13 protein-coding genes are annotated in these 13,698 nt (G+C 61.2%); 7 read left to right on the top strand and 6 right to left on the bottom strand.

Features of this window, described 5'->3' with window-relative positions:
• Positions 1–2: 2 nt before the first annotated feature.
• Together JNJ45_10655 and JNJ45_10660 are read right to left on the bottom strand one after the other, a co-directional pair.
• A complete protein-coding gene (locus JNJ45_10655; GenBank protein MBL8049127.1) occupies positions 3–2,159 on the bottom strand; it encodes an ABC transporter ATP-binding protein in 2,157 nt (718 codons plus the stop codon).
• A gap of 294 nt (positions 2,160–2,453) precedes the next feature.
• Positions 2,454–4,049 carry an NFACT family protein gene (locus JNJ45_10660; GenBank protein MBL8049128.1) on the bottom strand — a complete coding sequence of 532 codons (1,596 nt, stop codon included), beginning with the start codon at positions 4,047–4,049 and terminating at the stop codon, positions 2,454–2,456.
• Between the two features lie 44 nt (positions 4,050–4,093).
• Here JNJ45_10660 and JNJ45_10665 point away from each other — a divergent pair, with 44 nt between their 5' ends.
• A complete protein-coding gene (locus JNJ45_10665) occupies positions 4,094–4,558 on the top strand; it encodes an Lrp/AsnC family transcriptional regulator (GenBank protein ID MBL8049129.1) in 465 nt (154 codons plus the stop codon).
• 48 nt (positions 4,559–4,606) lie between these two features.
• Positions 4,607–5,131 (top strand): TlpA family protein disulfide reductase, encoded by a 525-nt coding sequence (locus JNJ45_10670; protein MBL8049130.1) that lies wholly within the window; start codon positions 4,607–4,609, stop codon positions 5,129–5,131.
• A gap of 48 nt (positions 5,132–5,179) precedes the next feature.
• On the opposite strand, the gene rmuC is transcribed toward JNJ45_10670, so the two are convergent.
• Complete coding sequence (gene rmuC, locus JNJ45_10675; protein MBL8049131.1) at positions 5,180–6,613, bottom strand: DNA recombination protein RmuC; 1,434 nt, start codon at positions 6,611–6,613, stop codon at positions 5,180–5,182.
• Positions 6,614–6,691: 78 nt separating this feature from the next.
• Between rmuC and JNJ45_10680 the strand changes: the two genes are divergently transcribed.
• Positions 6,692–7,396, top strand: a complete 705-nt coding sequence (locus JNJ45_10680; protein MBL8049132.1) for a M50 family metallopeptidase — start codon at positions 6,692–6,694, stop codon at positions 7,394–7,396.
• Here the strand turns inward: JNJ45_10680 and lnt are convergent.
• Both lnt and JNJ45_10690 read right to left on the bottom strand, forming a co-directional pair.
• A complete protein-coding gene (gene lnt, locus JNJ45_10685; GenBank protein ID MBL8049133.1) occupies positions 7,341–8,768 on the bottom strand; it encodes an apolipoprotein N-acyltransferase in 1,428 nt (475 codons plus the stop codon). The genes JNJ45_10680 and lnt overlap by 56 nt on opposite strands.
• On the bottom strand, positions 8,743–9,387 hold the full coding sequence (locus JNJ45_10690) for a histidine phosphatase family protein (protein MBL8049134.1): 645 nt from the start codon (positions 9,385–9,387) through the stop codon (positions 8,743–8,745). The genes lnt and JNJ45_10690 overlap by 26 nt, the downstream gene beginning before the upstream one ends.
• A 74-nt stretch (positions 9,388–9,461) precedes the next feature.
• Between JNJ45_10690 and JNJ45_10695 the strand changes: the two genes are divergently transcribed.
• Complete coding sequence (locus JNJ45_10695) at positions 9,462–9,818, top strand: VOC family protein (protein ID MBL8049135.1); 357 nt, start codon at positions 9,462–9,464, stop codon at positions 9,816–9,818.
• Here the strand turns inward: JNJ45_10695 and JNJ45_10700 are convergent.
• Positions 9,815–10,216: a helix-turn-helix domain-containing protein gene (locus JNJ45_10700; protein MBL8049136.1), complete on the bottom strand. Its 402-nt coding sequence runs from the start codon at positions 10,214–10,216 to the stop codon at positions 9,815–9,817. The two genes, JNJ45_10695 and JNJ45_10700, sit on opposite strands and share 4 nt — an antisense overlap.
• Before the next feature lie 48 nt (positions 10,217–10,264).
• On the opposite strand from JNJ45_10700, the gene lptC reads away from it, so the two are divergent.
• From lptC to JNJ45_10715, 3 genes are read left to right on the top strand one after another with little or no spacing between them, the layout of a single operon-like run.
• On the top strand, positions 10,265–11,860 hold the full coding sequence (gene lptC / locus JNJ45_10705) for an LPS export ABC transporter periplasmic protein LptC (GenBank protein MBL8049137.1): 1,596 nt from the start codon (positions 10,265–10,267) through the stop codon (positions 11,858–11,860).
• Complete coding sequence (lptB, locus tag JNJ45_10710) at positions 11,857–12,591, top strand: LPS export ABC transporter ATP-binding protein (protein MBL8049138.1); 735 nt, start codon at positions 11,857–11,859, stop codon at positions 12,589–12,591. The genes lptC and lptB overlap by 4 nt, the downstream gene beginning before the upstream one ends.
• Entirely contained in the window at positions 12,588–13,697 is a 1,110-nt protein-coding gene (locus JNJ45_10715) for an LptF/LptG family permease (protein ID MBL8049139.1), read from the top strand. The genes lptB and JNJ45_10715 overlap by 4 nt, the downstream gene beginning before the upstream one ends.
• Position 13,698 lies beyond the last annotated feature (1 nt).

Below are 13,698 nucleotides of genomic sequence, written 5' to 3' on the forward strand. Positions count from 1 at the left end.
TGTTAAAACTGAGCATCGGGCACCACGTCGCTTTCGATGTCGAAGCCGATGATCTCTTGGATCTTGGCTTGGGTTTGTACCAGGTCGTAGAACACGCCCTTCTTGGTCATCAACTCCTCGTGCGTGCCGGTCTCCACGATCTTGCCCTTGTCGAGCACGATCAGGCGATTGGCCTCGCGAAGAGTGGAGAGGCGGTGGGCAATGGCGAACGTGGTGCGGCCCTTGACCAGGCGACCAATGGCCTCCTGAATCTTCTTTTCCGTTTCCACGTCCACACTCGAAGTCGCCTCGTCCAAGATGAGGATGCGCGGGTTGTGCAAGATCGCTCGGGCGATACTAACGCGTTGACGCTCGCCGCCGCTGAGCTTGGCACCTCGCTCGCCGACCATTGTGTCGTAACCATCGGGCTTGCTGAGAATAAACTCGTGCGCGTTGGCGGCGCGTGCGGCCTCAATCACCTCGTCAAAGCTCGCTCCCGGACGACCGTAAGCGATGTTTTCGCCGATGGTGCCGTTAAAGAGGAACGGCTCTTGCAACACGATGCCGATCTGCTCGCGCAGGTCTTGTAGCGCGATCTCGCGATAGTCGCGGCCGTCGATCTTAATCGCCCCTGCATCCGGCTCGTAAAACCGTGCGATGAGGTTGATGGTGGTGGATTTCCCCGCCCCCGACTTTCCGACCAGGCCGATCATTTCGCCCGGCTTGGCGACGAAACTCATCTCCTTGAGCACTGGGTTCGACTTGTCGTAACCAAAGCGCACATTGTCGAATTCGACTTCGCCGGCCATTTCGTAGCCGGCTTCACGCTTGCCGTAGGTTTCCGGCTGCATGTCCACGATCTCGAAGATACGCTCGGCCCCAGCCATCGCTCGGCTGAACCAGTTGTTGACCGCCGCGAACCATTGGAGCGGGCCATAAACCAGCGCCAAGTAGGCTTGCACCATGTAGAACTCGCTGAGTTTCAGCTTGCCTTGCGCGACCAACCAGCCGCCCATCGCCCAGCACAAAATGGTGCCGATGGTCGTGAAGAACATCATTCCGCCGAAGATCGTAAACCAGCGCGCGTCGGCCTTGACACCGGCGTCGCGGAGCTCGAAGTTGCGGTTTTGAAACTTCGTAAACTCGCGGTCTTCCTTGGCGAATGCCTTCACCACACGGATGCCGTGCAACGACTCGTTAAGGTGAATGTGGAATCGCGCCCACTTTTGGCCCACGCGGTGGAAGAGTTGGCTTTGCGGCTTCCAAAACACCACGCCGATGAGCGTGACGATGGGCACGGGAATGAGCACCACCGCCGCCATGAGCGGATTGATGATGAACAAGAACGCAATAACCCCAACCAGCATAAGGCCGTTGTTGAGGAAGTAGGGAACGCCCTCGACAAGGAAGCCCCACACGCGGTCGGTGTCGCTCGTGACGCGGCTGGAGATTGCCCCGACCTGCTTTTTATCGAAGTACGTGAGCTGCAAAAACTCGATGGCGCGATACACCGTGGCGCGGAGATCGGCGGCGATGTTGCCGCTCATCCAGGCGACCAAGCGGTCGCGCGTGACGTTCAGCGCGCTGACCGTGATGGCGACGCACACCCACGACGTGATGAGCATCCACAGGATGTTCAGGTTGGACTTCGTTTCGAAGACCTCGCCAATGAGCCGACCCTGAAAATAGGGCGGCAACAGGTTGAGCGAGGTGGTGACCAGGCTCATGATGGCGAGAAACGCCGCTTGCTTTTTGTACGGACCCGCGAAGCGCAGGATGCGGGCCAGCGTTTTGCCGCGGTCTACGCAAGCGGGGCATACGCCATCGGCCTCGGGCAGTAGACGCGAGCACTTGGGACAGCGCGTGATTTCGCGCTTGAGATTGATACTGAGCGGTTCGCCTTTGGCGAGTTGCTCAATGCCGCGCGCGGCCTCGCTAAACTTCGCGCCGAGCGTGTGCGTATAGCTGATGACCGGGACGATTTCGCCCGCCTTGGTGGTGACTTGCAGAATGCCGCCGCCGACCACCGGCTCGTTTCGCGCCGTTGCGATGTCGGCGATGGGAAGGCGCAAGAGTTCGACGCCGTTGGGTTCGGAGACGCGCACGGTTTCGGCGGTCACCTCCATGCTGAGGGTGCCGAACTGAAACTCTTGATTAAGGTCGGAGTCGAGCGAGATCAATAGTTCCTGATCTCGCCCTTGAGGAGCCGGTTCTAGGCTCTCGGAATTAGAAGTTAAGCTCATGTGAAAAAAGGAAATGGACGGTCAGGCGAGGCAAAACCCCGGCGAACAGGCGTGTATTGGGTTCGAGGCGGATGACTTCGCGGGGCGCAAGGTTAGCGCGGCTATCGCATCGTGCGATGGGTTGAAGTCAAATGTTGAAGTTAATCATAGCGGTCACCTCGGCAGGGTTCCGTGTTGCTCGGACAACTTAGTTATCTTAGCCAACTCTTGGCAGAATTGTCAAGGCGGGGCCTAAGTTTTTCCGGTCGGGTTAACATGAATCGTCTTTTCGTGGGTGTAGGTGACGAATCCTGGCTTGGAACCCTTAGGGCGCCGAACGTATCTTTTTAACGTGTAATCCACCGGCACCATTTGCGCGTGCTTACTCGGGCTATGTTTCGCGGCGATGACCGCCGCCCATGTTAGCGTTTCCTTCGGGACGCGTTCGGGCTGGTTGTTCGCCCGGATGAGGACGTGGGTAGACGGAGCGCCGCGCACGTGCAGCCACCAGTCGTTGGGTTTGCCCATGCGCATCGTGAGGAAGTCGTTGGCATCGCTGTTCTCGCCATAAAACACGGCGTAGCCGCCGGGGGCGAGCAGTTCCTTGATCGCGTGGCCCTCGAACGGGCGGTCCTTGGGCTTGGTCTGCGGGGCGACCTGAATCTGCAACCAATTGCGGGTGGCCGCTTCCTTTTTGACTTCAAGCAGTTGTTCATCCGTGGTCGCTTGGTCGGCCAGTGTGATAAGGGACCGAACGGTTACTAATTCGCTGCGCATGCGTTCGAGCTGTTCGTTCACTTCGTCGGAGCCATGCTTCGCCTTGCGCGCGCGTAGGAAGTACGCCTCGGCGTTTTCGACTGGCGTGAGCTCAGGGTTGAGCGGAATCACCTGTTCGTCGTAGGTTTTCAGCATCTTGTCGCCGGGCTGGATGCTGCCTTGGTAGGCGAGAATGAGATTGCCGCGTTCCTGTAATTCACTCGCGCGGCGAGCGGTGTCGGCGGCATCTTCCAGGCCACGCACCGCCGTGGCGCGGGCATGCTCGATGCGCTCCAACTGCACGCGCAAGCGGTGGCGCAGACTCTCTCGTTCGGGTTCGGGCTCCGCTGATTCATATTCGGCGAGGGCCTCGCTGATCGAGTTGAATCGTTTTGGAACCACTTGGTCGCCAAATAGTTCTTGCAGAGTTTCCGTGCTTAGCGGGATCGGCGTTACACCAAAACCGGGCACGAGCGTCGCCTTGGCCGAGACTTCGGCGAGGCGATCCAGCACGTGCTCGGGGCTGTACTCCTGCAACAGCTTTTGCACAAACGGCGAAAGTCCGCCCGGGCCCGATGGGTTAGTTCTGGAAAGCATAGCGCTTGGCTCGCGCGGGTAGCGCTCGAATGCTCGTCCGGGCAGAATCGCTCGCTCGGAGCGGCTTTTGCCGGTAAATCGGGCCGCGCTTGCCACGCGATCGTCCGCGTCGCGTAGGATGATGTTGGAGTTCTTCCCCATGAGCTCGCAGGTGAGAACGTATTTAGATCCCGATTGGTCAAAAACCAAGTCCACCAAGCGTTCTAGAGCAATCTGCTCCACCGCAACCAGGGTCGCGCGGTTGAGAGAGCGGCGCAGCGTCATCACCCACGGCATGCGTTCGCCGCGCGGCGGAGCCGCGCCTAGGCGAATGCCGTAGTGATCGGGGTGCGAGCGGATATGAACCCAGTGCGGGCGACCATCCCAAAACTGCAGAGCCACGCCGTGCTCGCCCAGCGACTCGGCGTTTTGACACTCGATTCCGACGAGGGATTGCAGCTCCAACACCACCGCGCGAAGGCACCAGGCATCGAACCTCAGTCGTTTAACTTTCATTGACAAAACTCGCGGATCATGCTAAGATAGTAAGGAGAACCGGTATGAAAGAGCATCTTGACGAAACAAATTTAGAAATTCTCCGCATTTTGCAGGCCGATGGAAGCATTACCAATGCGGACCTCAGTCGCAAGATCGGGCTCAAGCCGCCGAGCGTGTTGCAGCGCGTGCGCAAGCTGGAGCAGCTCGACCTCATCAAGGGTTATACCGCTCACCTCAACGCCGAAGAACTGGGCTTCGGTCTCACCATCTTCGCGCAGGTCAGTCTGGCGCTACACCAAGATCAGCCGATTGAGAACTTTGTGAACTCGGTCTCGGGCATTCCGGAAGTACTTGAAGTCCACCACGTCAGCGGGGAATTCGACTTTCTCCTCCGCATTGTCGTGCAGAATATGCGCCACTACGAACAGCTGATTCGCGACCGACTGAGCTCGATTAAGGGCATGGGCAAGTTGCAAAGTTGCTTCGTGTTGGCCTCGCCCAAGGAGTCCTACGCGCTTCCCATCTAGGCAGAAACTCGGAACTTCGAGGCGGGTTCACCCGTTATGAAAGGCAGTATGACGATTTCAAAAGCAATCACCATCGCCGGGCTTGGCTGTCTTGGCGTAATCGCCGCGATGCAAACCGGCGCACAAGGCGGGGCGACCATGACCGGCAAGGCGTTGCCGACATTCTCGGCCAAGAGCCTCAGCGGCGCGAAGGTGTCCAACGCGACCCTTAAGGGCAAGGTTGTGCTCCTCGATTTCTGGGCCACCTGGTGCGGTCCGTGCGTCAAGATGAGCCCGACCATGCAAAAGCTGCACACCAAGTACAACAAAAAGGGCTTGGTCGTGATCGGAATGAACCTGGAAGGCGGCACCGAAGACAGCGACAAGGCGAAGGCAATGGATTACGTGAAGAAGCACAAGTACACGTATCTCAACACGATCGGCAACGACGGCCTCGCCAGCAAGCTGCAAGTCAGCGGCATCCCGCGCTTCGTCCTGGTGGACAAGAAGGGCAAGATCATCGGCGACTGGACCGGCTCAAGCGATGGCTTCGAAAAGGCGGTAACCCCGCTCATCGAAAAGGCGCTTAAGTAAGCCGCTGAAAACAGAAGCCCCCGAGCGAGTTGCTCGGGGGCTTTTTTGTTAGTTCGGTTCGAACAGGCTACCGATCGCTCGGTCGTCGGGTGGCTTGAGTGCCTTAAGCTCCGGCGATTGGATGACGCGGGTGCGCTCGTCCACCGGCTGAAGCTCGTCAATCTCCTCGGTGAGGTGCGTATCGAGTTCCTTGAACTTGCGCGCGCCCGGCAGGACGCGGCTTTCCAGCGCGCCGATCGCCTGGTTGTAGCTGTTCACGGCCTGGTTGAGGTTGCGGCCGACCTTGCCGAAGTGGTCGCTCAGCGTGCCCAGCCGCTTGTAGAGGTCGCGGCCAAGGTCGCTGATCTCCTTGGCGTTTTGACGGACCTGCTCTTGTCGCCAAAGTGTTGCCGCACTACGGAGCATCACGATGAGCGTGCTCGGCGTGCAGAGCATCACGCCGCTTTGCGCGGCGTCTTCCCAGAGCGAGCCATCGTGCTCCAGCGCGTGCGAGAGCATGGGGTCGGCGGGGACAAAGAGCACCACAAAGTCGAGCGCGCCTTCGAACTGCTTTTGGTAACCGCGCTGGCCGAGTTTCGTGACGTGATTGCGGACCTGCCGCGCGTGCGAGATCATGTGTTCGCGCCGCAGGTCGTCGTCGTCGGCCTCAATCGCCTTGCTGTAGGCGTCAAAGGGAACCTTCGCGTCCACGATAATTTCGCGACCGCCGGGCACGTGAACGATCATGTCGGGGCGCAGACGTCCGCCGGCATCGCTTTCGCCCGTCACCTGCGTGTTGAAGTCGCAGTGCTCAATCATGCCCGCGAATTCGACCACGCGGCGAAGTTGGACTTCGCCCCAACGACCGCGCTCGCCCGGATTGCGCAGGGCGCGGATGAGGTCGCGCGTGCTTTTGTCCACGTTGCGCGATTGGTCCATCATCTGCTTGACTTGCTCGGTGAGCGTGCCGTATTCCTCACGGCGCTTCTCTTCGATGGCGCGGTGAGATTCGTCGAGTTTGCCCAGCTTTTCTTCGATCGGCTTGACGAGGTCCTGAATTGCCAGTTGGCGCTTTTCCAATTCTGAGCGTTGCTCCTTGGTGAGGCCGTCGAATCGCTCGCTGGCGAGTTTGAGAAACTGCTCGGCGCTCTGGTTCATCGCTTGGTTCGCGAGGTCTTTAAACACCGCTTCGAACTGGTCCTTCGCTTCGGCGAAGGCGCGCTGCGTGCTTTCTTGCTCCTCTTCCGAGCGGGCGAGCTTTTCGCGGTAGTCGCTAATCTGGTCGTTGCGAGCGGAGAGATCGTCTTCCAATTCTGCTTGCTTTAGCTCCAAGCGACCGACTTGCTTTTCGACTTCTTGCAGGCGACCGATCTCGACCCGCAGATCCGACTTTTCGGCTTCCAGCGCCACGGCGCGCATAAACTCGGCGCGATGCTGGCGATAGAAATGCCATGCCACGCCGCCGCCCAAAGCCAATCCAACAATCAAAAATACGATTTCCATAGTGGCGAATACTAGATAGATTCAGACGAAGCGGAGCGCGGGCTCGTTGCAAACGCTTTTCCCCCTCATAATGGGGCTATGAAACTCGACGCGCGCCGGACGCTGGTGGTCGGGCTGGCGATGATCATCGGCATCATGCCGTTTGTGCCGCTGGTGCGCTCCCTCGCGTTCCCGGTGTACCTGCTGAATACTCACCTGCACGAGTTTTGCCACGCCGTCGCGGCGTATCTCACGGGCGGCTACGTGGACTACATCCGCGTGGAATCGGATATCTCGGGCGTGACCATGCTGGCGACTCGCGCGCCGGTGGTCACGGCTTCGGCGGGCTACGTCGGGGCGAGCATCATCGGCGCGCTGGTGGTGGTGGCGTCGCGCACTCCGCGCGGAGCGAAGATCGCCCTGTATGCGTTGGCCGCGTGCCTATTGTTCTCGCTGACGTTTTGGGTGCGGGGCTCGGCGGTCGGCGTGGGCATCGGCATTTTGTGGGTTGGTTTGTTGGTGGCCGGCGGCACGTTTCTGCGCGGCGAAACCTTGGCCGGCGTCGCGCAGGTGGTCGGTTTGGCGCAGTGCTTCGCCGCGATCATGGGTGTGTTCGAACTGTTTAAGGTCGCGGCGGCAGGCGAAGAAGCGGGCGACGCCGCAAACATGGCCGCTTACACCGGGATTCCGGCTTCCATTTGGATGCTGCTGTGGGCGATTGCCAGCATGGCGCTCGCCTGGATGAGCCTTAAGCGGGCGTGGGGCGTCGATCAGCCCGAAGGGTCAGTCCGCCGAGAACCATAAACGCGGCGAGGAACGGCACCCAGCCGCGCGCGGGCGGGTTCGGCGATCCGTCCGGAACCTGAACTGTGGCGCGGATCACGCGGCGCTGGCCGTATTCGGCGAGGGCAACCGTCCGACCAAACGCGTCGAAGATGAGGGAGCGGCCCATCGTCGCCGAGCGGACGAGCGGCAAACCGCTCTCGATGGCGCGGATGCGGCTCGCGAGTTGAAGCTGCTCCGGCGCGGCGGAACCTAGGTACCAATCGTCAATCGCCATGACCGCGATGAGTTGCGCGCCTTGCTGCGTTTGCGAATAGCCGACGTGCGGGAAGAGCGCCTCGAAGCAAAGTTGCGGCCCGACGCGAACCTCGCCGACGCTCAGCGTGCGGATGGTCTCGCCGGGCGTGAGGTCCGCCTGCGGCAAGCGGAACGAGGCGGGCAGGTACTGGCGGAAGGGAACGTACTCGCCGAAGATCACCAGCTGCGTTTTGTCGGCAAAGGCGGGCTTGGGCGCGGTGGTGTACGCGCTTTGGTAGGTTGTCGTTTCGACCGTGCGCGAGCCGCCGAAGAGCGCGGGCAAGGTCGGGTCGGGATCGAACGGCGGGTTGCCACCCTCGGTGATGCGCTCGGGAAAGACGACGAGATTCGCGCCGGCGGCTTGCGCGTAGAGATCGCGGCACACGCTGGCGAGTTGGCTGCGATCACCGAACGCGACGTCAATGCCCGGTTGGGCGGCGGCCACCACCAATTTGCGACCCGGCAATGGCCGCAGCATGAGGGCGAACGTCCCCACCAACATGAGCAGGAACACGGTGACGTAGCGCGCGGTGACGCGCGGCTCCCACTTTTGGCCCACCATCACCAGGCAAACTGAGGCGAGGCACACCCAAGCCGAAACCAGCCCGATTTGGCCGTAGGCGGCCCACTGCACGAGCTCCGGCATTTGCGCGAGCGGCAATGCCAGCGGCGACCAAGGAAACGCGAACGGCCCTTGCCGGCCCACGACGAACTCGGCGAGCAGCCACACCAGCGGAATGATCCACGGGCGGCGCACTTGCCAGGCTCGGTTGACGGCGAGCGCTGCAAAGCCAAACACCCAACACAACACGAGGGGTCCGAGGAGCGTGACGAGGATGCCGATCCACGCCATTTGGGTCCACTTGAACACAAACTGCCCGAGCCAGATAAGTTGAATGAGATAGAAAACGTAGCCGAAACGCCATCCGCGCCAGAACGCGGCTTTGCCCGAATCCTCGATCAGCGCACGCAAGAGCGGGGCCAGCCCCACAAACGCGAGCAACACCAAGTTGACCGGCGGAAACGCCAGCGAGAGGATCGCCGCCGAGGCGAGCTCGGGCAGAAACGGCTTAACGGATTTGAAGATTGTGGGCATCAATCATCGGGGCGCTGGGCTCGCTCAGGTGGGCGGTGCAGCCGAATCGCACTAGGCGGAAAAAGCCGTCGGGACGACGGACAAGCTCGGTAATGGCGGTGTTCTCAAATCGGAACGAGCGCGTGCTCTCCATCGTTCCGCGCAAAAGCTGGGCGAGGAGTTGAGCGCACACGCCGCCGTGCGAAACAATGGCGATGGGTTGCTCGGCCTCGCGCAGACGGGCGACGATGGACTCGACTCGGTGCCACACGTCGAGCACCGATTCGCCGCCCGGGGGGCGCGCATGAAACTCGCTGATGTCCACCTCGGCGCTCGCCTCGCGCAGACGGGTGTGGACATCGTTGTAGGCAAAACCTTCCCACTCGCCAAAAGCGCGTTCGCGCAGGGCAGCGTCGGTCGTGAGGGCGGCGCCGGTAGCGCGGGTCAGGGCAGCAGCCGTGCTGGTTGCCCGCACAAGGTCGCTACTCCACACCTGGCCAAGGGGGCGGCCGGCGAAGGCGGTTTCGAGTTCGCTCACTTGCCGCTGGCCGGTTTCGTCGAGGTCAATATCCGTGTGGCCCTGGGCCTTGCCGAGTCGGTTCCACTCGGTTTGACCGTGGCGAATGAGATAGACCTGCATACGGGAGCAAGTGTACTGAATTCGCAAGAATCGCCACGCATTGCCGTGGGACGTGACCCTACAATAGAAGCATCATGGACGGCATGAATACCCTTTGTCATCTCGAGTATGAAGTCACCGACATCGCTCGCTCGCAACAGTTTTTGGAGGGGATGTTCGGCTGGACGTTCCGCCAATTCACTCCCGACATGGTGGTGTTCGGCCAGGGCGATACTCACATCGGCGGGTTACTCCGCGTGCACGCAGTCAAGCCCGGGACGTCGCCGAGCCTGTGGTTTAAGGTCGCCGATTTGGATGCGATGGTGGCGAAGGCCAACGCCAGTGGCGGTCGGGGCGAGGGCGAAAAGTCGCCCGTGCCCGGCGTGGGTCACAGCACCGTGGTCTACGATCCAGACGGAAACATGATCGGCCTCGTGCAGTACGACGCCTAGTCTGGCGACACGAGGCGGCGCACCTCGCTGGGCGCGCAATCCATGACCCGTCGAAACACGCGGGCGAGTTGCTGGGGTGAGTCGTAGCCGACGGTTATCGCCGTTTCGGAGACGCTCATCCCGGCCGCGAGGTGGCTCCATGCTCGCAGCAATCGCACGCGTTCGCCGTAGGCGCGCGGACTGTGGCCGAAGGTCGCGGCGAAGAGGCGCTGCAAGTGATGCGGCGACAGGCCAACCTCAGCGCCCAGAGCCTCAAGGCGCGCAGTGTCGGGGTTGCGTTCGAGTTCCAATCGGGCGGCCTCCAGTGCTGTAATCAGGTCGGCTTTGGTCGCCCACCGCTTCACCGGCACGCGGGTGAGGCTCAGCGCGAGCGGGCAGGGTTGGCGGCGGTCGGACATGGCAACGGCGGAACTTACCGCGGGGGTCGCAGGTTCTATAATGAACCGTTGGCGCGATGTTCTCTCCCCATTATTCCCCTTCTGCTGATGGCGATTGTCGCGATCGGTGGCTGTGGAGGCGGCAAGTCCGGCGGGGCCAAGAAGTCAAATGCCTCGACGGCCAACGCCGACGAAGAGCGTCGCAAGTTTAGGACCGGCGCGGTGACCCTGCACCAGTTCGACGAAGCGCGCAAACCGCAATGGAGCGTCTCGGCGAAGGATGCCGCGCTCGTGTTGGAAGATGGCAAGGCGCGCGGCGAACTCATGCAGCTGACGGGCACGGTGTACCGCGACGGCGAACTCACCGGCGAAGTCGCGGCCGACCGGGGCTTAGCCAACCAAAACGAAAAGACCCTGCGGCTCAACGGCGACGTTGAAATAAAGGCCGCCGACGGGCGCACCCTGACCTCGGGCGTCGCGGAATATTTGCCCGGCTACGAGCTTTTGCACGCCGGCGATACGGTTGGCGTCGTCACTCCCAAGTACAAGTTAATGAATATTCCTGCCGTTGTGGCAACCGCCGACCTGCGCGAAATCGGCACGCCGGACATGTTTCGCGACAAAATTCAAGCACTCATGCGGAAACTGAAGGTCGAGCCCAAGCCGAATAAACTAAAGCTGGCGATGCTGGCGGGGATTCTGGCGCAGACCGGCGTGGCCGGAGCGCAGTCGACCTTTCAAACCGAGACCATTACGATCCGCGGTTGGCGCAGCATCAAGACCAGCGAACTCGCGGATGGCCGGGTGAAGTTTCTGCTGAGTGGCGGGCGCATCACCGGCGAATCCAAAAACAAGGGCTTGGTCGCGGTCGGCAATCGCATCGAGGGGACGCTCAAGGAAGTGAACGGCAAGCGCGTGATCGAGACGGCGTCGTTCTCGGGTGATGTGCAGGTGACGCTCGACAACGGCGGCGGACGCTCGGTGCTGACCACGGCCTCGGCGAACCTCATCAACGGCGAAACCCCCGTGCTGAGCGCGCCCGGCGCGGTGACGCTCATGCGCCACGATAGCGGCGGTCAAGAGACGACCGTGCGAGGGGCCAGTGCCGTGGCGCGATTAGCCCCGCTGGATTCCGGCGCGAAGCAGCCTGTGCGGCGCATTGAGCTTTCGGGGGGCGTGACGATGACCGTGACCGGAGGCGCGAATGGCACGCTCCGCGCGACGACGGGGTCGGTGACGATGGTGCCGGGCGATGGCACGGACGATTTTGACTTTAACGGTTCGACCAAATTGACGCAGGAGACCGACTTGCGCAGCGTGGAACTGACCGGTTCGGGCGGCACCGCGACCATCGGCCGCGGAGCGTACCCGTTGCAAACCGCTCGCCTCACCGGGCCGGTGCGGGCCAAAATGACGCGCTCGAACAAGGGCTTCGCCGAGCAGTATCTGGCGACCGGCGGGGGGTTGACCTACAACGATTCGGCGCGCAACGTGAAGCTGACGGGGAACGTGGTGCTCAACGCCAAGGCGCGGTTGTTCGAGGGAGAAAACCGCGGCACGGAATTGATTTTGAGTCTCAACGACAAGCGGGAGGTGGCCGAAATCGAGATGAACGGCGAGCCCGGTAGCACGGATTACACGCCCAAGAAGGAGCCGAATCGGTGAAGATTCAAGCCGAAGGACTGGTGAAAGAATACAAGCGCAACCGCGTGGTGGACGGGGTGACGTTTGAGTTTGAGCAGGGCGAGATTGTGGGTCTGTTGGGGCCGAATGGCGCGGGCAAAACCACGACGTTTTATATGATCACGGGGTTGGTCAAGCCGACTCAGGGACGAGTGTTGTTCGACGGCACGGACGTGACGACCCAGCCCATGTTTCGCCGGGCCCGAGCCGGCGTGGGATATCTACCGCAGGAAACCAGTGTGTTTCGCCGGCTGAGCGTGCGCGACAATTTTCGCCTTGTCATGGAGATGAACAAGTATTCGCGGGCGCAGATTAAGGAGCGCACCGACGAACTCGCCGAGGAACTCCACATCACCGACAAGCTCGACCGCATGGCGGGAGTGCTTTCGGGCGGTGAGCGGCGGCGGGTTGAAATCGGCCGCGCATTGGCCACCGACCCCAAGTTCATCCTGCTCGATGAGCCATTTACCGGGATTGACCCGGTGACCATCGAGGAGATTCAGCACATTATTTTCAAGCTGAAAAGCAAGGGCATCGGCATTTTGATTACCGACCACAACGTGGCGGCGACGCTCCGGATTACCGATCGAAACTACATCCTCATCGACGGCAAGATTTTCTTGCAGGGGCAGGCGGCGGAGATTCTGGCCGACGAAAGCGTGCGCAAGCACTACCTCGGGCAGCAATTCAACGACCCGCCCGCTGAATCATGAAGCGCGTCGATAAACTCGTCGTCCAAGAAATCTTGGGTCCGTGGATTTTTGGCGTCGCCATTTTCACGGTGCTGATCATGGCCGGAACCTTCCTGTTTAAGGTCACGGAGTTCACTGTCAAGGGCGCGGGCTCGGCGATGGTGCTCGAGTACACCATGCTCGTGGTGCCGGGCGTCATGGCGAAGACCTTCCCCATGGCGGTGCTGCTCGCGACCCTGCTCGGCTTTGGTCGGCTCAGCGGCGAAAGCGAGCTCGTGGCGCTTCGCGCCCAGGGCATCAGTTTGTGGCGCATCATGGCGCCGGTCGCGGCGTTCGGATTTCTCGTTTCGGTGCTCGCGTTCTCGTTCAACGAGATCATCGTGCCGCGCGCGGCGATCCGCTCAACGGAGCTTGAGCAGCAGATTAAGAACAATATCGCCGGAAAGCAAGTGCGAGCGACCAGTTACGCGGTGAGCAACAAGCAGGGTCAATTGATCGCGCAGGTCATGGCCGCCGATTTTGACTTTAGCGCGGGCACGTTGACCGGCGCGACGATTAGCGCCTACGACCCCAAGGGCGAGATCACGTACACCGTAACCGCCGACGCGTTGCAGTACAAAAGCGAGCGCGAATGGTCCATCAAGGGCCGCGCGGTGATGATGAACGCCGACGGCACGAGCGTGGTGGAGCTGAAGCAAGGGCTCTGGCCCAGCGAGGTGCCGCCGCCCGACTTTACGCCCGACGAAATTAAGGCGGCGAGCGTAAAGGACCTCGATGCCTACAGCATGAGCCGCATGGGTGAACTCATCGAAAAGGCGCAGTCGAACCCCAAAATCACGCGCGACCAGGTCGGCAACTTGCAGTACGGCTACTGGAACAAAATCGCCTTGCCGCTGGCCGCGCTCATCTATGCGTTGGTCGGCGCGCCGCTCGGCATTCGCAATCACCGCACGGGCGCGGCGACCGGCTTCTGGCTCGCGGTCCTCATCATTTTCGCGTATCTGATGATCGGCAACTTCATGTCGCAGTGGGCGCGGGGCCAGGTTATTCCGGCGTGGGTGGCTTCATTTACGCCACTTGTCATCGGCTTAGTTGTGGCAGGCGTCACAATACACCGTAAGAATTAAC

This window comes from Chthonomonas sp., from assembly GCA_016788425.1.
GTDB lineage: Bacteria > Armatimonadota > Fimbriimonadia > Fimbriimonadales > Fimbriimonadaceae > JAEURQ01.

Bases quoted from the DNA above. Each gene is read 5' to 3' on its own strand.
- JNJ45_10660 (MBL8049128.1), bottom strand. From the start codon at position 4,049: ATGAAAGTTAAACGACTGAGGTTCGATGCCTGGTGCCTTCGCGCGGTG.
- JNJ45_10665 (MBL8049129.1), top strand. From the start codon at position 4,094: ATGAAAGAGCATCTTGACGAAACAAATTTAGAAATTCTCCGCATTTTG.
- JNJ45_10670 (MBL8049130.1), top strand. From the start codon at position 4,607: ATGACGATTTCAAAAGCAATCACCATCGCCGGGCTTGGCTGTCTTGGC.
- rmuC (MBL8049131.1), bottom strand. From the start codon at position 6,613: ATGGAAATCGTATTTTTGATTGTTGGATTGGCTTTGGGCGGCGGCGTG.
- JNJ45_10680 (MBL8049132.1), top strand. From the start codon at position 6,692: ATGAAACTCGACGCGCGCCGGACGCTGGTGGTCGGGCTGGCGATGATC.
- lnt (MBL8049133.1), bottom strand. From the start codon at position 8,768: ATGCCCACAATCTTCAAATCCGTTAAGCCGTTTCTGCCCGAGCTCGCC.
- JNJ45_10690 (MBL8049134.1), bottom strand. From the start codon at position 9,387: ATGCAGGTCTATCTCATTCGCCACGGTCAAACCGAGTGGAACCGACTC.
- JNJ45_10695 (MBL8049135.1), top strand. From the start codon at position 9,462: ATGGACGGCATGAATACCCTTTGTCATCTCGAGTATGAAGTCACCGAC.
- JNJ45_10700 (MBL8049136.1), bottom strand. From the start codon at position 10,216: ATGTCCGACCGCCGCCAACCCTGCCCGCTCGCGCTGAGCCTCACCCGC.
- JNJ45_10715 (MBL8049139.1), top strand. From the start codon at position 12,588: ATGAAGCGCGTCGATAAACTCGTCGTCCAAGAAATCTTGGGTCCGTGG.